The sequence below is a fragment of the Dehalobacter sp. genome (genome assembly GCA_023667845.1).
Lineage (GTDB): Bacteria > Bacillota > Desulfitobacteriia > Desulfitobacteriales > Syntrophobotulaceae > Dehalobacter.
On record JAMPIU010000073.1, the window covers coordinates 101,832 to 120,310 of the forward strand.

17 protein-coding genes are annotated in these 18,479 nt (G+C 46.1%); 5 read left to right on the plus strand and 12 right to left on the minus strand.

All coding sequences use genetic code 11. The features are described 5' to 3' along the window. Positions 1 to 109: 109 nt before the first annotated feature. From nrfD to NC238_05960, 3 genes are read right to left on the minus strand one after another with little or no spacing between them, the layout of a single operon-like run. A complete protein-coding gene (gene nrfD / locus NC238_05950; protein MCM1565485.1) occupies positions 110 to 1,045 on the minus strand; it encodes a polysulfide reductase NrfD in 936 nt (311 codons plus the stop codon). Then, on the minus strand, positions 1,042 to 1,605 hold the full coding sequence (locus NC238_05955; GenBank protein MCM1565486.1) for a 4Fe-4S dicluster domain-containing protein: 564 nt from the start codon (positions 1,603 to 1,605) through the stop codon (positions 1,042 to 1,044). Before NC238_05955 ends, nrfD begins: the two co-directional genes overlap by 4 nt. A 2-nt stretch (positions 1,606 to 1,607) precedes the next feature. Beyond that, positions 1,608 to 3,839: a molybdopterin-dependent oxidoreductase gene (locus tag NC238_05960; protein MCM1565487.1), complete on the minus strand. Its 2,232-nt coding sequence runs from the start codon at positions 3,837 to 3,839 to the stop codon at positions 1,608 to 1,610. A gap of 528 nt (positions 3,840 to 4,367) precedes the next feature. Between NC238_05960 and NC238_05965 the strand changes: the two genes are divergently transcribed. From NC238_05965 to NC238_05980, 4 genes are all read left to right on the plus strand, one after another. After that, on the plus strand, positions 4,368 to 5,027 hold the full coding sequence (locus tag NC238_05965) for a redox-sensing transcriptional repressor Rex (GenBank protein MCM1565488.1): 660 nt from the start codon (positions 4,368 to 4,370) through the stop codon (positions 5,025 to 5,027). Between the two features lie 335 nt (positions 5,028 to 5,362). After that, entirely contained in the window at positions 5,363 to 5,842 is a 480-nt protein-coding gene (locus tag NC238_05970; protein ID MCM1565489.1) for an NAD(P)H-dependent oxidoreductase subunit E, read from the plus strand. After that, positions 5,826 to 7,112, plus strand: coding sequence for an NADH-quinone oxidoreductase subunit F (locus NC238_05975; protein ID MCM1565490.1), 1,287 nt, complete (start codon positions 5,826 to 5,828; stop codon positions 7,110 to 7,112). Before NC238_05970 ends, NC238_05975 begins: the two co-directional genes overlap by 17 nt. Continuing rightward, positions 7,112 to 8,830 (plus strand): NADH-dependent [FeFe] hydrogenase, group A6, encoded by a 1,719-nt coding sequence (locus NC238_05980; GenBank protein MCM1565491.1) that lies wholly within the window; start codon positions 7,112 to 7,114, stop codon positions 8,828 to 8,830. Before NC238_05975 ends, NC238_05980 begins: the two co-directional genes overlap by 1 nt. A 220-nt stretch (positions 8,831 to 9,050) precedes the next feature. Here NC238_05980 and NC238_05985 read toward each other — a convergent pair whose 3' ends face one another. The 9 genes from NC238_05985 to NC238_06025 form a co-directional block, all read right to left on the minus strand. Continuing rightward, the gene (locus NC238_05985; GenBank protein MCM1565492.1) at positions 9,051 to 10,118 is read right to left on the minus strand and encodes an NADH:flavin oxidoreductase; all 1,068 of its coding nucleotides are present in this window, start codon (positions 10,116 to 10,118) and stop codon (positions 9,051 to 9,053) included. An 11-nt stretch (positions 10,119 to 10,129) separates the two neighbouring features. Then, the gene (locus NC238_05990; GenBank protein ID MCM1565493.1) at positions 10,130 to 10,921 is read right to left on the minus strand and encodes an MBL fold metallo-hydrolase; all 792 of its coding nucleotides are present in this window, start codon (positions 10,919 to 10,921) and stop codon (positions 10,130 to 10,132) included. Positions 10,922 to 10,935: 14 nt separating this feature from the next. Then, positions 10,936 to 11,901 carry a DUF169 domain-containing protein gene (locus NC238_05995; protein MCM1565494.1) on the minus strand — a complete coding sequence of 322 codons (966 nt, stop codon included), beginning with the start codon at positions 11,899 to 11,901 and terminating at the stop codon, positions 10,936 to 10,938. Between the two features lie 133 nt (positions 11,902 to 12,034). Continuing rightward, a complete protein-coding gene (locus NC238_06000; protein ID MCM1565495.1) occupies positions 12,035 to 13,189 on the minus strand; it encodes a (Fe-S)-binding protein in 1,155 nt (384 codons plus the stop codon). A 46-nt stretch (positions 13,190 to 13,235) separates the two neighbouring features. After that, a complete protein-coding gene (rpoN, locus tag NC238_06005; GenBank protein ID MCM1565496.1) occupies positions 13,236 to 14,621 on the minus strand; it encodes an RNA polymerase factor sigma-54 in 1,386 nt (461 codons plus the stop codon). 34 nt (positions 14,622 to 14,655) lie between these two features. After that, positions 14,656 to 15,492, minus strand: coding sequence for a DUF2064 domain-containing protein (locus tag NC238_06010; protein ID MCM1565497.1), 837 nt, complete (start codon positions 15,490 to 15,492; stop codon positions 14,656 to 14,658). Then, on the minus strand, positions 15,489 to 15,968 hold the full coding sequence (locus NC238_06015) for a GNAT family N-acetyltransferase (protein ID MCM1565498.1): 480 nt from the start codon (positions 15,966 to 15,968) through the stop codon (positions 15,489 to 15,491). Before NC238_06015 ends, NC238_06010 begins: the two co-directional genes overlap by 4 nt. Positions 15,969 to 16,216: 248 nt before the next feature. Continuing rightward, positions 16,217 to 16,882, minus strand: coding sequence for an HD domain-containing protein (locus tag NC238_06020; GenBank protein MCM1565499.1), 666 nt, complete (start codon positions 16,880 to 16,882; stop codon positions 16,217 to 16,219). A gap of 35 nt (positions 16,883 to 16,917) precedes the next feature. Then, positions 16,918 to 17,745 (minus strand): DUF2064 domain-containing protein, encoded by an 828-nt coding sequence (locus tag NC238_06025; GenBank protein ID MCM1565500.1) that lies wholly within the window; start codon positions 17,743 to 17,745, stop codon positions 16,918 to 16,920. 352 nt (positions 17,746 to 18,097) lie between these two features. On the opposite strand from NC238_06025, the gene NC238_06030 reads away from it, so the two are divergent. After that, positions 18,098 to 18,466 (plus strand): metalloregulator ArsR/SmtB family transcription factor, encoded by a 369-nt coding sequence (locus tag NC238_06030; protein MCM1565501.1) that lies wholly within the window; start codon positions 18,098 to 18,100, stop codon positions 18,464 to 18,466. The last annotated feature ends 13 nt before the right edge of the window (positions 18,467 to 18,479 follow it).

Genomic DNA, 18,479 nt, shown 5'->3' on the forward strand with positions numbered 1-18,479 from the left:
AGAAAAGTCTTTGATCGCAAAGCATTAAGCAAAAGGTGGTAATGTAAATATAAACGTTAACGTTAAAAACGTTAACGTTTATATTTATTAGAAACGGATTCCTATAAGCTTACCCTTTTAAAATTTTCATGAAATCTTCGTCGCCATGAGGCAGTTTTGCTCTATATTTCTGTTCTCCTGGCAGCCAGGTACGATCCTGCCCGCTGTATATGACCAGATTACGCATAATCACGCCGCCGAGCAGCACGCATAGAGTACCGATCGCTTTGAACGTGTCTGCAGCAACAAAGTAGTCAGCAAGCAACAGCAGGACAAGTGGTACTGCACTGCCGATGAAGAGGATGCCGCCCTTGAAGGCTGTGGCATAATTGCCGCTGGTCCATCTTCTCGCCGTAATAGCTTCTCTTTCGGTCGTACCGCTGATTTTGATCCAGATATAGCCAATCCATAGAATCAGCTGCAGGGCCAGTAGAGCAGCCGCGAGCCAGGGCATCACATTGATCGCAGCCGAATCAGCTGCAGGAAGGAACAGGTCGATTAAGATGTGGCCGGCGAGTCCGGTTACCAGGGAAGAGATCAGGAACAAGCCCATGATCCCGGCTCCAGTCCAGAAAGGACGCGCTTTGTGACGTGCCAGCAGAACGCCGGGGTAGGTTGCCACAACCAAACCTACGATTAAGCAAACAACAGCAAAGAACTTACGGACAGCAACCGCTCCGGTCCAGGGAAGAGCATCAAGCCCGAAGGAAGCGAGGATAATCCCGGCACCGATACAGAAAAGCATATTCCAGGCACCGAAAGTCAGGATCGCTTTCGGATTAAAGAATACCCGCCAGCCCTGAAAAGGTCTGCCTAGCTCAAGTACCAGCAGTCCGGCACCGATAGCAACACACACCGGGGCAAGAAAATTGCCCAGAACCGAGGTCGTGCCTTCACCAACTAATAAATCTGCAAGTGCAGCAATGACGAGCATGCCTCCGCCCATTCCGGCGAAAAAGAAGTCGACTGCCAGCATCCAACCCCAACCATCATGTTTGTGACTCATCGAATCTGCGCCTCCAATCCAAGAATGTAAAATACGTAAGGTTCAGTGCCAAGCTCTCCAAGCAGCCGAACAACATGATTGCCGTTCACGAGCTTGGAAACTTCACCATTTGGATCGTCCAGATCACCGAAAACACGGGCTTTCTGATGACAGGTTTGAACACAGCGCGGAACATTGCCTTTATCCACCCGGTCCATACAGAAATCACATTTCTGAACCGTTCCTTTTTCATGGTTAGGAACACGCGCCCCATACGGGCAAGCCATAACACAAGCTTTGCAGCTGACGCATTTCTTTTCTTCGACAAAAACGATCCCGTCGTCACGGCGCTGGGAAGCACCAGTGGGGCAGGCATCGACACAGGGAGTATTTTCACAATGCATACAGATCAAGGGAATATGAACCATGTGCAGATCCGGGAATACACCGGTCGGACCAACGGTCGTCACCGGATTGTACATCATGTCGACAGGAAGATTATTGTGAGTTCTGCAAGCTACCGTACAGGACTGACATCCTATACAAGCGCGTGTATCCATAACCATTGCATAGCGTGCCATAGTTATTTTCCCTCCTTTCCATCAACCTTGTAAATCTTGCATAACAAGCCTCTGTTGGCCCAAGTACCGCTGATCGGGTCACAGTCCTCATCCCGGGTGCTTGTCAATACGTTGGTATTCGATTCCATACATCCGCCAAGTACAGGCTCATTGATTTCTCTTTCCGGGAACCACCAGCCGCGCTCGGTAACAATGACTTTTGGGGAAACGGCCTGAGTTACATCGGCTCTTTGTTTAATTCTACCGCGTTGCGTTTCAATCCAAACCCAATCATTCTCCTTGATGCCATACTCTTTTGCTGTTTTCGGGTTAATTTGGAAATGAGGTTCATGATTAATATAACGGACACTGCGGAGATTGAAATGTTCTGAATGGTGAAAAGGCATAAAGCCATAGCCGGTCGTTAAGACCAACGGATACTCCTTGGCCAATTCCGGGTGATCAATCTCATTTTCAACCGGTCCAACGTATTCGGGCATTGGCGGATAGCCAAGATCCTTCAGGGTACTTGAGTAAAGCTCGACTTTCCCGGACGGAGTTGCAAAACCCTGATTGAGATATTTCTGATATTGTCTTTCCGGGAAATGGAACCGGTACCATTCAACAAATTCATCATAATTTTCAGTACCATAACCAAGAGGTTCAATTTTAGCAAAGTAAGCATCTTCAACGGTTTCCCACGGCCAATGCTCACCTTGTCCCATGGCGACACCAAGGTCTTTCCAGAAATTATAGTCATTGCGACGTTCGTACATCGGTTGAATAGCGCGCTGCGATGCAAGAAGAAAGTCCGTACAGCCGTAGCTGCTGGTGATGGTTGGACGCTCCAAGGCACCGGCAATCGGCAGGACATAATCGGAAAGCGCGGCGGTCGGCGTCATCCAGTACTCGCAGGTGACCATAAATTCTACTTTTCTAAGCGCTTCCAGCACAACTTTGCTCTCACCGAAGGAATTGACCGGATTGGTAGCAGATACCAAAAGCGCTTTCACCGGATACGGGTCGCCGGAAATGATCGCCCGGAAGACCGAAGGTGGATGAGCCTCGCACATCCATTCGGCGGTAGGCGCCTTTCCCCAGATTTTTTTAGTTGCTTCAGCAATTTTGCTGTATCCAGGCCAGGTAAGGAGTTTAAACTTGTCGGAACCGATTTGTTTGGCTTTCTGTTCTTCCGGCAGGAATTCATTGCCTTCCATCTCTTCGTCAGTGATGTATTCACGGCTTGGTCCGGTCAGAAGGTCGGATCCCGGTACATCAAGATTGCCGGTAACTGCGCGGAGAAGTGCACGGGCATGTATCGCTGCACCGCTCACTCTTCCCAGCTGATCCACGCACGGACCCCATTGAATGTTGCCGGGCGTGTTCATCGCATACATTCTGGCACTTTCTCTGATCTGATCTGCGGTGAGCCAGGTCAACGGCGCGGCCCATTCCGGTGTAAACTGTTCAACATGCGCAAACAGCTCGCCGAAACCAACACAGCAGTTCTCGACAAAATCAGCATTATACAGACCCTCATAGAGAATGACATTCAACCAGGCCAAAATAAGGGCCAGGTCGGAACCCGGACGCAAAGGCAGCCACATGTCGCATTTGGCGGCTGTTTCCGTAAATCTTGGATCAATGACCATAATTTTTAGGCCTTTTTCTCTGAACTCGGTCAGATGGTGCATTTCCGGCAAACTTGAGACTCCTGGGTTCTGTCCCCAGAGCACCAGACATCGGCTGGCACCCAAATCAATTTCAAACGGGCTCCAGCCACAAATTGCGGTCTCAATCATAAAGGTTGGAATCCAGCAGAGGTGTGAATTATGAAAACCGTTCGGGCTGCCGAAGAGATTCATGAAACGACGGCGGGCCCAGTCATCCGTACGCTGCGTGCCGCCGGCTGTCGCTACGGCTTCTGAACCAAATTCATCACGGATGGCAGCAAGTTTTGCTGCAATTTCACTAATTGCCTGATCCCAGGGAATCTGTTCCCATTTCCCTTCGCCCTTCTTACCAACTCTTTTCAGAGGGTAATTGATGCGGTCAGGGTGATCAAGGTGCAGTAAGGCGATATTTCCGCGGCAGCATAATCCGCCGGTATTGGTTGGAAACTCAGGATCGCCTTCAATTGCTATTACTTTGCCATCTTTGACGTACGCCAGTACGCCGCAGTTCTGGTGACAAAAGTAGCAGCATGACTTCTTTACCACAATACCTTCTTGTTCCAAATCAACATTTCTGTTCATCTGTTGCCTCCAGATTTTTAAATTTAAATAAATTATTTTATTTTAGACCCTATAGTCTGATGTTAAAAATCCACTCTGCCATATTCCCATTTTTTTCATTTAATAAATAGAATTGCTTATAAATGATTGCTTAAGAATATTCGCACATCTGCGGAAACATGTTTTGGCAGTTCCCTGTCTACGATTTCCCTCCTCTTAGTCTATACTCTCCATTCAAACAACCAATATCAGAATATTACATTGCAAGATTTATGCCAGATGGAGCATATGCTAAAATGGCTTAAACCAAGAATTTTTCAGCCCGTCGAGGATAAATGTTTTTCCAAAATGAAAAAATTTTTCTTTTTTAATTCTTTAAGTTGAAAAACGCACCAGATAATGCATATAACATTTGGGCAAAATACCATCAGGAGACCAAATCAATAATATTCAATTTACAAAAAAAATTAAGGAAATCGGAGTAGAAGGGGAATATACAATTATGATATACTATACTGCATATTATTCTATTTCGGGGTGAAACTAGCGATGGACGAAAAGAAACTATCCAGTCAGGTTGTAAAACGTTTGCCCAGATATTACCGGTATCTTTCAACGCTGCTGCAATTGGGAATCAGCAGGATTTCCTCTAAAGATTTGGGCAACCGAATGGGTCTGACCTCTTCTCAGGTAAGACAGGACTTTTTTTGTTTTGGCGGCAACGGCCTACAGGGATATGGTTATGATGTCAGCTTTCTGCATCAGGAAATACACAAACTACTTGGACTGCAGCATTCTCATAACATGATCATTATAGGGGCCGGAAGTTTGGGCCATGCTTTGGCTAAACACACGAATTTTGAAAAAAGCGGGTTTAGACTTGCCGGGATCTTCGATGTCAAGCCTGAACTGATCGGCGAAAAAATCAGGAACGTTGAGGTCCAGCCCGTGGATGACCTGCCGAATTTTTTAAGCAAAAACTCTGTGGATATTGCGGTTTTGACCGTTCCGGAAAATTGTGCGGGTGAAGTCGCCAGGTTGGTTACTGATTTGGGCGTTAAATCTTTATGGAATTTCTCTCCGGTCGAACTGATGATGCCGGAAGATATTATTGTGGAAAATACCCATATGATTGACTGTCTGATGGTGCTTGGATATAACCTTCAGGAAAAGTCTCTGAGGGAAGAGTCTCTGAAAGAAACACCATAAACAGCAATTATTGTTGAATAGATCATAAAGCAATCAACAATTAGGCGAACAAATAGACATATAAAAATAGAATAATCGATTCAAAAAAATAACAAATAGTCCTGATAATCTCCCTGTTAAAACTGAACCGGGAGATTTCTATTTATTGTTAAATAATTAACAGCATTGTTAAATATATTAATAACTTTGCTAGCAATGTCTATTATTTTGCATTGTTATTCTGTTATTTTGTCAAATAAATAACTATTCTTGATTTACATTTTGCCCCATATTACACTAAAGCAAGCACAGGTAAACTTTCCTGCAGAAAGGTTACAGAAAGGCAGTGTGATCAAATGACGGCAATCAAAGAAGTTGTCAACCGGTTTGGAAAAGAAGAAGCCTTGTTGCTTCAAGTAATTTTAGCCGTTCAGGATGCCGACCCCCAGAATCATCTGAGTGAAGAAGCCGTAAATGAAATTTCCCGGGAAATGAATATCTCCCGAAGCAGGGTTTATTCCACGGCATCTTTCTATAGTGAGATCTCCCTGAAACCGAGGGGCATGCACATTATCCGGATATGTACCAACGCGCCCTGTGAAAATGCCAACAAAGCTTCCATCCTCGCTGCAATTAAACAGGAACTCGGGATTAAGATCGGACAAACAACAACGGACGGGCTTTTTTCTCTGGAAAGCGTCAATTGCCTTGGTGCCTGCTATATGTCTCCGGCCATCAAAATTGATGATGCGGTCTATGGTGACCTGACTCCGGAAGCTGCGGTCGCCATTATCCGTAATTTAAGAAAGGAATATCAGAATGAACAAAATGCTTGATGACGATCAGATTTTTAATATTTCTCCGGGCAGGCATGTCGACTTGGACCATCATTGTCAAAACGGCGGATATTCCGCGTTAGCCAAAGCCCTGGCCCAGGGTCCTGAAACTTCCCTGAAAGAAATATCGGATGCCGGACTGCGCGGCAGGGGCGGAGCTGCTTTCCCTACTGCTGAAAAAATAAAAATGCTACGGGCCAACACGGAAAAACTGCGTTATATCATTTGCAATGCCGACGAAGGTGAACCAGGCACCTTTAAGGACCGGTTCATTATGACGCATATCCCTTTTCAACTGCTGGAAGGCATCACCATCGCGGCGTTTATGGCCGGAGCTTCTGAAGGTTATATCTACGTTCGGCACGAATATCCTGAAGCACAGAAAATCCTGCGCGAAAGCATCGAAGAAGCCGAGCGCCGCGGGTTCCTTGGAGAAAATATTCTTGGCAGCGGTTTCAGCTTGTCTTTAAAGCTATTTTCCGGTGCCGGAAGCTATCTTTGCGGTGAGGAAACCGCTTTAATCTCCTCCATCGAGGGCAAAAAAGGCCGTCCGCGTCTGAAACCCCCTTACCCGACCCAAGCCGGTCTCTGGCAAAAACCGACGTTGATCAACAATGTTGAAACGCTTGCCAATATCCCCAAAATCATTGAAAAAAGTGCATCCTGGTATCGTTCTTTTGGTACACCGGACAGTCCCGGAACCAAGTTGATTTCGCTTTCCGGCGATGTCCAAAACCGCGGTTTATTTGAAGTACCATTCGGAATAACCTTCGCTGAAATCATCAGTGAATATGGCGGCGGAGCAAAGACCGGAAAAGCCATAAAAGCTGTAAACATTGGCGGTGCTTCCGGTGTTCTGATACCGCCTGAAATGCTTTTTACCCCGCTGGAATATCTGGCCTGTTCCAAGACCGGGATTACGATCGGATCAGGGGCTATCTTTGTTTTGGACGACACCCGTTCGATCTTGTCAAACGTTCAAAACCGGCTGCGCTTCTTTCTACATGAAAGCTGCGGCAAATGCACGCCCTGCCGGGAAGGACTGCGTCAGGCCAATCTGATCCTTGACAGACTGCTCGCCGGAGAAGCCGTGCGTCAGGATGTTAGTACGCTGGAGCGGTATACCCGGGCGATTCAAGAAGCTTCCTTTTGCGGTCTCGGCCAAGCAGCCGGCAACAGCCTTCGTTCCTCCCTGGCCTATTACCGGGATGAATATCTTGCTTCCTGCCGTGATAACAAACCATCATTCATTGAGGAGGAGACCGCCTGATGCAAAACATTAATATTACGCTAAACGGTAAGGTAACGGCAGTTGCATCTGAAATCACTATTTTAGAGGCAGCCAGACAACAGGGCATTGATCTTCCAACCCTTTGCCATCATCCTGATCAGCGCGTCAAGGCAAATTGCCGGATTTGTGTGGTCGAGGTAGAAGGCATAAAAAACCTCGTGCCTTCCTGTTCCACCAGGGTAACAGCCGGAATGAACATCACGACGAATTCTCCGAGAGTCAGAGAAACCGTACGAACGATTCTGGAATTAATTTTTGCTGACCATCCGCAGGAATGTCTGACCTGTATCCGTAACGGTAACTGTGAACTCAGACAAATCGCAGCCAAATTCGGAGTCAGGGATATCCAAGGAGAAAAAAGAAAACACAGTTTCTCTCAGGATTTCTCAACCCCTTCGCTGGTGAGAAATCCGGATAAATGCATCAAATGTGGTCGATGTGCAGAAGCCTGCCACTATATTCAGAACGTTGGAATCCTCTATAGTCATAACCGCAGTACGGAAATTAGCATTTCACCGGAATACGGTAAACAGCTGGCTGATGTTGCCTGTGTGCTGTGCGGACAGTGTGCTTTGGTTTGTCCGGTAGGTGCAATTCATGAAAGGGATGATACAGACCGCGTCTGGGAAGCTCTTGCAGATCCCCAAAAACATGTCGTCGTTCAGGTCGCTCCGGCCGTCCGGGTATCACTAGCTGAGGAATTTGGATTCCCATCAGGCGAAATCGCGACAGGGAAACTTATTTCTGCTTTACGCAGTCTGGGATTTGACCGGGTTTTCGATACAGACTTCTCAGCAGATCTCACCATCATGGAAGAAGGCCATGAATTACTAGATCGGATAGCAAACGGCGGCGTCCTGCCGATGATTACTTCCTGCAGTCCCGGCTGGATCAAATATATGGAACATTACTATCCGGAATTGATACCACATCTGTCGACCTGCAAATCTCCCCAGCAAATGTTTGGGGCCCTGGCCAAAACGTACTATGCTCAGACCAGTGGCCTTGAAGCCAAGGATATAATTGTCGTCTCCGTGATGCCCTGTACCGCTAAAAAATTTGAAGCCGAACGCCCAGAAATGAATGCAAGCGGCAGCCAGGATGTAGATATTGTCCTCACGACCCGTGAACTTGGCAGAATGCTGCAGCACGAGGGAATTGATTTTCGGATGCTCCCTGAAGCTGAATTTGATTCACCTCTCGGCATATCAACAGGTGCAGCCGCTATTTTTGGAGCAACCGGCGGGGTTATGGAAGCAGCCCTACGTACCGTGTATGAAGTTGTCACAGGTAAAACCCTGACTGACTTAAACTTTACAGCCGTGCGCGGAATGGCCGGCGTAAAAAAAGCTTCGGTTGATCTTGCCGGAACGGAAGTAAAAGCGGGGATTGCCCACGGGCTTGCTAACGCCAAAAAAATTCTGGAAATGATCAAAGCAGGGCAGGCTGATTATACATTCATCGAGGTCATGTGCTGTCCCGGAGGATGTATCGGCGGCGGAGGCCAGCCTTACGGCACGACCAATGAGATCAGAGCCAGACGGATTCAAGCCCTGTACCAGGTCGATGAAAACATGCCGCTACGCAAGTCGCATGAAAATCCGGCAGTACAGGAACTCTATCAGGACTTTCTGCTTGAGCCCCTCGGAGAATTATCCCACAGGCTTTTGCACACCCAATATTGCAGCCGCAGCTAAAAAGTGATGCCCAAGCAAAAGCACCTCGTCCATGAACACCCTTTTCTGGAATATACCTTCCCCTTGAACACTCCTTCCAATGGACACTCTTTATCTTAATATACCTTCTCTGAACACACCTTCACCTGAATGACCTGTTCAAATATCATACGAGATTAAGGGGGCGCAACTTATTCTGTTGCGCCCCCTTAACTTGCGCTTTCATGCAAAATGGGTGTAATTAAACACCCACTGTTTCTTCGTCTTTATATTGATTAATCTCCCGCCAGGCATTCCTTGCCCAGTCAGGATCATTCAGCAGGGACCGGCCGACTCCGATCAGATCTGTCGTGTTTTCCTGAATGAGCATTACCGCATTCCGAGCGTTTTTGATTCCGCCTGTCACTAAAACAGGGATTCCGGCCACCGGTTTTAAGGCCTCAGCCATATACGCAAAAAATCCTTCCGGGCCGCTTTTCAGATATCCGCAGATCCCACCCGACAAATCCAGACAGTCGATCCCGGCTTCAACCAGAAGCGGAACTGCCCTGATACTATCCTGAAGGGTATTGCCACCGGGCAGGCGGTCATCGGCTCCAAGTCTGTAGAACACGGGCATTTCTGGGCCAAGAGCTTCCCGGACTGCCCGAATCACTTCACAGGAAAAACGCAGGCGGTTTTCCAAAAAACCCCCGTACTCGTCCGTACGATGGTTGGTGAGCGGGGAATAAAACTGATTCAGCAGGTAACCATGGGCACCGTGGATCTCCACGAAATCAAATCCGGCTTTTTTGACCCGACAGGCAGCTTCAGCGAACTTTTCGACCAACCGGCTGATTTCACCGGTACTGAGTTCCCGTGGCAAATCATTTGGATCGGGTGTCTTTTTCCAGCGGCTGAGGTCGGGACAAAATACCGCGGACGGCCCAACCGGGGCATCCATTGCCCTCGCCCCTGCATGCGTGATTTGAATTCCGACCGGAACACCTTCCTGATGCAGTTCATTGACCAGAAGCTGAAGCCCCGGAACCAGAAAGTCATCGTAGATGCCCAATTGCCGAGGATGGGATTTCCCCTGTGGCTCAATATAAGAATGCTCGACGATCACCAGTCCGATCCCGGCTCTGCTGCTCCCGGCAGGTCTTTTTTCCGTCTCTGGACAGCTTCGGGCTCTTAGCAGATAATGCTGGATTTGCCCTTCGGTCACTTCACCTTTTGATGTAGCTTTGTCCAGCGCCATCGGCGGCATGACCAGCCTGTTGCTCATAGCCATTCCTTTAATTTTAAGCGAGGAGAACAGTCCACTCATATTCGTTCCCCCTATAAATTCAGATCGATCGTCATCCCGTCATAGGCTAAAGAAACACCCGGATGATTTCTGAGCTGGTTTTCCAATTCAGTCACCGTAACCGGTTCGCTGTAGTGCATGGCCAGGTGGGTAAGTATTGTCTGTTTGGCCTCGACATCCCTGCCGAGTTTGATCGCCTCTTTAATAGACATATGGCTGTGGGGATACCAGTTATCTCCGTGGAACGTCGCATCACAGATCAGATAATCCGTTCCTTTGATCCTGGCGGCTGTTGAATCGGGCAACCCGGAAGTATCGGTGAAATAAGCCGCCTTTCGCCCGGACTCCAGAACAAATCCCGCTGTCAGCGTGCTGTGTCTGGCCGGCAGCGGCGTCAGCGTCAGGTTTTCAAACTGGTACTTTTCTTCAAACTGCCACAGCGAGACCTCAAACACATCACGTAAAAACGGGTAGGCTGCCTGGAATTCTGCAACCGCTTCCGGAGGCAAATACAGCTTGACAGCTTCCTGCCTGTGTAACTTCACATAAAACTCCAGGTCTCCTAACCCGCCAAAATGGTCATAATGCCAATGGCTCATAAACACATAATCAATTTCCTTTATTTTCTCCCTGACCAGCTGACTCCTGAGATCTGCTGAAGCGTCAATGAGTATGGTTTCCCGGCCGGTCCGGATTACTGCTCCGCTGCGCGTTCTGGCCAACCGGGGATTTTCCTCGGCTTCCCTGCAGGCGATACAGTCGCAATAATAGGAAGGGACTCCGGGTCCCGCTCCGGTACCCAATATTTTAAACTCTACTGTCATGTGGAATACCTCATTTAAATATAAGATATTTGAATCGCCTTTTGCGGGCATTGGCCTGAACATGTATAGCACAAACTGCATAATTCAGGATGAACAGCTTCTAAAAACTTGCCATTGGAAGTTTCTTTGATTTCGAGCACACTGGCCGGACAAAAAGCCGCACACAAACCACAGCCGGTGCATTGTTTTTCATCGATAAAAATTCGGATTGAAGAAGCCCCTTCTCCCTTTTGAGGATCACCGCGCAGCGAACCAATCTTATCCATCACCGGATGAATGTATATTTTTCTTCTCTCTTCCGGAATGCTTTTCTGACCCAGTTTTTGAAGTGCCAGGACAATGGGCTCCAGCATTTTGGCCGGTACGGACAAATACAGTTCAAAATCATCAATTTCACTTGACGCCCGCGCCCCGTAGCAGCCAAAAGAAATATTCATTTCTCCTGTTTTCATCGGCTGGATAACCAAATCCGCACAGGTGGAGTTAAAGCCGGAAGTCTTAAAGTTCTGGCGTTCGCCGTTGCTGTAAGTCTGCGCACAACAGAGCCACATGGCCTGCTCGGGATATAGGGTGAAGATCACAACGTCCGGCTCAAATGTCGCTTGGTCCAGAGGTGCAAGCAGGGTGGCTTCATAACTATAGGGCTTAAACTCGGGTCTGGAGGCAATCATTTTCTGCGCCGTTTCCAGAGTGGGCATTTTCTTAAAAAGCAGATATAATTCGCCGGATTTAAGTTTCGGCGACATTTCCACAAGTCCCAGAATGCCTGAGCCATCGGGACAAGCATGGCTCCGCGGCGGCATATATAAACTGTGGCCTCTGCGCGCAACAATCACAGACTGACAGTGGCGCAAAGGAACGTTCGGCTCAATCGTCTCGGGCGGACGTTCTTCGTCCGGTCTCATCATCCGTACGGCCACCGGATCCCAGCGAAGGCCCAATACTTCTTTTAATACTTTGGTCATTTCCTGGTAATTCAAATCTTATACCCTTTTCACTTTCCTGATTTTCTAGTATTTATACAGCTCGCTAACGCGATTCATTCTTTCATCTAAAAAACATCATATATGCTCAAAACATCATATATGCTCTGGTATGTTTTTTTATTTCGGTTTAGTCTTCAGCCATAATCTTTTCCCAGTATTTTTCACCCTGCGGGCCTTCAAATATCTCATTCGATTTGGTTTTGACATCGGAGAAATCCTGGTCCAAATCAAGCAAAAGGTTTAGGACGTGCTGAATCCTCATGCTTCCATTGCCGGATTCCTTCGCAAAATTCAGGACACAGGCGAGACAATAACCGGCAAGCACCTGGGCACCGGAATTTTTGGCTTCCTCCAGGCGTTTTCTTTTCAGGTTTTCCGAAAGGTCAGGCCGGAAGAAATGACTGACATGGCCCCCGCTTCCGCAGCAATTAGACAAATTCCGGCTATGTTCCATTTCTACAAGCTTAAAGCCCTTTGTCACCAATGCTTCTCTGACCTGTCCGGCTAATATTCCGTCATATCGGTCCGGGCAGGCGTCATGCAAAGTGACGGTGATTTCGCTGTTTTGGGCTTTCTTACTGTCGTCCTTAAACGCCTCGGAATCTGCCAATGCTTCATAAATCGTCAGCAGCCGAATATCGGTATCCTTTAGGAACTCCCGCAGCGTATAATAACAGTTCGGGCAAATCATGATGATTGACTTGACCTTAAGGGCCTGAAACTTTAACTTGATTTGTTGAACAAATTGTTCCCCGCGATCCGGTAAACCCAACTGGTAAAGGGACAGTCCGCAGCAGTCTGGAAGAATGGTCAGCCCTTTAAATTGTTTCAACAGTTCAGCAAATGAAGCTCTCACCAACTCCGGAGAATAGGTAATCATGCTACATCCCGGAAAGAATACAACAGAGGCTTCCTCCCGAGGAGCTAAATCATCATAACGAATGCCCTTAATCTCCCGGTACAGACTCATTGGCGTTGTTTTGCGATCCGGAAACAAGTAGCGATAGTCATTAATCGTCATTTGTTTTTTTTCTACCGCATCCGTTCTTTTTTCTGCAAACATGTCCAGCATGCTAACTGATACCGGACAAACAGCCTCACACAAACCACAAAGGGAACAGGAATAGGCCTCTTCTACTGAAGGACCTCTCTCTGCAATCGCAACCGGATCTTCACCGATTCCCTGAAGAAACTCACACCCGGAAACACACTGCATGCAGTCAATACAATTTTCCGTAATACGTTGACACGCCTGCTGCAATTTATGATCTGCTATATTCATCTGTTTTCCCCATCTCTTGCTTTAGCAATCATATGATTTGGGCAAATTAATATCTTTTACGATATAAATTTGTCGGTATCCCCATACTCTGACGATACTTGTTGACAGTTCTCCGGGAGATCCTTATCCCTTTGCTCACAAGCATGTCCATGATATCCTGGTCGCTTAATGGTTCTTTCGGGTCTTCTTTATTGATGATATCCTGGATCAAGTGTTTGACACTTTTCGAGCTCACTTTGTCGCAGTCATAAGAACCCACACCGGAGTTAAAGAAATATTTTAAAGCAAACAGTCCGCGTGGTGTCTGAACGTATTTGTTGCAGGCGACCCGGCTTACCGTAGATTCATGGATGTTAACCAAGTCCGCAACCTGACTCATGGTCAATGGCTTCAGATATTCAATGCCATTGTCGAAAAATTCTCTTTGAATATCAACAATGCTTTGTACAACTTTGTAAATATTCAGTCTTCTTTGTTCAATTCCGCGGATGAGTCCCAAAGCGGAATCAAACTTTTCTTCAAGGTATTTTCTTACATCATCAGATAACGCATTCGAATTACGGAGAATATCCACATACGTTTGATTGAATCTCAAATAGTTAAAATCAAGGTCGTTCACTATAACCATATAATCGTTCTGGTCTCTCATAATCGTAACATCAGGCCAGATAAATGGATTTCTATCAGGGGCAAACTGCAGTCCGGGTTTGGGATCAAGCGTCCTAATAAGATCATATACTTCCTGGACCTGCTTCACAGACACGGAGAGCGCATTGGCTATTCTCGTCATTTTTTTATCGGCAAGCTCCTGGAAGTAGTTCTGAATGATCCTCTCCGCAAGCTCGCTGCCCTTACCGTTTGCTCTCATTTGCAGAAGCAGGCACTCCTGAAGATTACGGGCGCCTACGCCGGTAGGATAGAAAGTATAAATGACCCTTAGGACCTCTTCTACTCTCTTAACGGCAACATTCAATTTTTTGCCGATATATTCCAGGTCTGTTGTTAAATAGCCGTTCCGGTCAATGCTTCCTATCAGATAGTTGCCAATGATAATATTCGTAGGGTTCTTGATCTCCAGATTTAATTGAAATTCAAGCTGTTCATATAAACTTGGACGGTGAGACAGATATTGCTCATATCCGGTATTATTTTCATTCTTCTCACTCCAGATATGTCCAATATTACTGTCGCGGCCAAAATGTTCAATCAGGTCGTCCATATTGACCCGGGTCGTCGTCTTACTGGCAACCTCATTGGTTTCAGCTGCAACAGGTTCATCGTCCAGAAAAGGATTCTCTTCAATTTTTTTGGTGATATACTCGTTAAGTTCCAGAGTCGACATCTGCAATACAGAAATTGCCTGGCGCAGTTCAGTGGTCATGAACAATCTTTGTTGCTGTTCAAGAAATACATCTTGGCGTATCTGCCTCATATTTTTCTTCCACCTTCTGGATCAAACTAAAATATTATACCGATTCTCTGACTGACGGCATTGTAACCGACTGTAACCCTACGTCATTTAAGAACTTAACCGTACGTTTTGGAACAATCATTGAATCATCATACTTGGCAGCCAGTTCGATCGCCCGGACAACAGGCATTGCACTGGCCAGATCTATAGGAATATCCACATCCGGCACCTGCTCAACCATGCCAAAAGGTACATCCTCATTCTCTGCCTTGGCGACCAAAACATCGAGTGCCGTGATGCCATCGATATTATAAAAGACGGAATCAAAACCAAATGACGTCGTACAGGTCAAACCAATAATGGAGAATCCGCCTTCCTGGCAGGAACCTTCCACAATTGCAGCTCCAATCGAAGGTGCTGTCGGAATGACTTCCGCAACCTTCATCCCGAATTCACTCTGGCTTAAGCTTTCCAGTCTGTCTAAAGCATCCCTTAATATATGGGGCTGAAGCGACGGCAAATCACCTCCAACAATCAGGAGCGCATCTGAGAGTCTGTCTGCCGCACCTGACTTAAGCAGGAAATCTGTCGCATACTGCATGCATTCATTAAAGGATCCGCCGTTGTCACTGAATACACCGGCAATCTTTTGCGGGTAGCTTACTTTTGTCAATAAGGAATCCAGATAAGATCTATCACCGTTTTTGTTGTAGCAAATCCAAATATCAATATCATCCAGGCTAAGTGCTACGTCAATCACGTCGAGCATACAGGCTTCGTACAGAGCATTTGCTTCCTCAGGGGTCAAAATACCCCCGCGTGCTTCCGTCAAACGGGTTTTAACTTCACCAATTTTAGGTACCTTAGTAAATACAATAATTGCCTTTTTCATTTTGAGTTCCCTCCAAAATAAATCATCGGGACCGGTTTGCAGTCATCTAGGATCGGACAGCTATCACATTGGTCTCTAAAAGTTTTAGGTATTTCAGAGAAACTGCATGCTTCAAAACCATAAGAATAATAAAAACCTGAAGCGGCTCCTCTGGCTACAGTCGTAATTTCAAATCTTGTTCCCGGCAAATGTTTTGAAAGAGGATTTTTACAGCATAACCAGGGGGCCTTGATCATTTCGGAGAGGAGAAAACCTCCAAGTCCATAATTGCGATTTTCCGATTTTACACCTAACACTTCAAGGTAGAATTTGTAATCCTCATATTCATCAATCTTTCCGCCAGCCAAAACCTGATCATTTTCTTTGACAATCACATGTTCATCAATTTCTCCGGAAATATCCATTCCATATTCCCAAAGAATTTCTCTCAGATTTTCCTCATCGCTTTGTTCAGCGAATATCATACGGAATTCCATAGCTACTCCATTTCCAGCATTCCTTCTGCGATCAAACAATTACAGAAATTGAAATGCTTTGTTCCTCCTTTCACATAAAAAACGGGATTTACTCAGGTAATTCATCCATTGAATATCATGTTGCATCTATATGATACATCAATTTGACACTTACGGCAAGATTCATGCCAATCGATGCCCAAGTTCAAGTATACAATTTATTTTTCATTTTCCGCCAATATTAACGGTTCGCAGATTTGTTCCAGAAATTAATGATTTTCTGTTTCCTCCACTAAAGTTTTAAAAAACAACTCCATAAATTTGATCCTTTTTCTGGCAATTTCTTTTGCTTCTTCCGTATACAGCCTGTCCGGTATTTTCCTTAATTTAAGCTCAAATTCCAGGTTGGTCGTATGCTTGGAGGCATTTTTGATTCTGCCGTTCTCACCAATATTTTCTTTCTGATATTCTTCCACAGAAACTTTACTGTATAATCTTTCCCCATGCTGGCCCGCAAGCATGAAAGAACGGGCAATCCCGACCGCTCCGATAATATCAAGCTTGTCGGCATCGAAGAGGATTTTGGCTTCGATGCTCTCCGGTTGATGGCCGGTTCTGAACCGGTGTGCTAAAATGCAGTCTGTGATCTTCTGCCTCAAGTCCGGATTATAATCCAGGTCTTGAAGAATTTTCTCGGCCATTTCCGCACCCAATACGGCATGGTCGATCTCTCCGGAATTATCCTCATCCTCTTTGGCTCTGGCAATATCATGAAGCAGGACCGCCGGAATCAATACCTCCATATCGACATCATCCCGCTGCCCGGCCAGAACCAAACAAAGATGATAGACCCGCATGACATGATCCAGATCGTGTGCTGCATAAGACAATTCTTTTTCTACAATATCCTGCAGAACCTGATACCGTTTTCCCATCAGTATATTCTATGCCTCCCTGTCCTAGACTAATCCTACTTTGGCACAACAGCTACCGTCTGAATTCCCATTTCCTGCAGGTATTTCACCGTTCTCTTTGGAGAAACGATTTCCGGATCGTATTGCTCTGCCAGCTGCAGGGTATTCAGAATCGGAATGAGACTGCCTAGATCAGTTGGTATATCTACATCAGGAACCATTTCCACAATACTGATTGGAATCGTGTTTTCCGCAGCCTTAAATGCTATCATATCCAGCGCTGTAACGCCTTCCATATTATAAAACACGCCGTCAAACGTAAACGGTGTGGTGTATGTATAGCCAATCAAGTTAAAACCGCCTTCCTGATCGATGGACTCGATCATAGCAGCGCCAACTTCCGACTTTGTTTCTCCGACCTGCTTCGCATATACAAAAGCCTGCGGGCTGGAAGACAACACTTCAAGTTTTTTTGCTGCCGCTTTAATGGTAAGCGGCTGAATAGAAGGCACATCACCGCCGATGATAATGGCGCTGTCAGCAAGCCTTTGATCGCTGCCATCTTTAAAGATATAGTCAAACGCATACTGCATGCCCCTGTCAAAAGTGCTTCCTTCGTCGGGAAATATTCCTTGGACAGCCTGCGGATCGCTGAGAGAACTCAGGATGCTTTCAAAATAGTCCCTATCCCCGGTCTGGTTATAGCAAATATACAAATCTCCGCTTCCCGAAGCGATACAGCTGTCAAGTACATCGAGAAGACTCGCCTCATAAAAGTTCTTTGCTTCCTCCGGCGAAAATATCCCCCCGCAGGCTTCTGTAAGCCTGGTTTTGGTTTCTCCTGCTTTAGGTACCTTCGTAAATACTACGATTGCATTTTTCAATGTGCTTTCCTCCTGTATCTTGTTCTTACATTTCGAGTAGCTCAAACCCTGTCATAGGATCATTTTTTTCTCTCTGCCAAAAGCAGCGTGCCTATGCAGGACCGGTTTCCCTTGTTCGTTTCGAAACAAAGTTCCTATGGCATGTAACATTCCGGGTTGTCAGTGATTGCAGTAAACGTTTCAAATTAAGGCGTACAAGTACTTCATATCATTATAACATACAGACAAAAATGCCAGTCTTCAAAAGAGTTTCTTTTATAACCAGGTTAGAAAACAGTTTATTTGACTTAATTACTTAAGTATTTTATAATTTAGTTAAGTATTTAGTTAATTAAAAATACTCGGAGGATATATGGAGCAAATTGTGCAGGTATTCAAAGCGCTTTCTGACGAAACAAGACTGCAGATCTTGCTTATCCTGTCTAAAAGAAGCATTTGTGCCAAAGGAATTGCGAGACATCTTCAAATTTCCGAAGCAGCGGTGTCTCAACATATTAAAATATTAAAGGAAGCCGGCCTTCTGATTGGCGAGAAAACAGGCTACTTCGTACAATACAATTTGCAGCAATCTGTTTTTGAAGATATGATTGGATTCATTGAGCAGATATCAGGCACCCACACCTCGGGCCACTATAAAGATGTTTTCAGCGTCCCATTCAATTGTCAATATGCTTGCAAGGCCCAGCGTGAAAAGTGCTGTGAGCGTTCAAGCAATGAATAAACCGCAGAGAAGG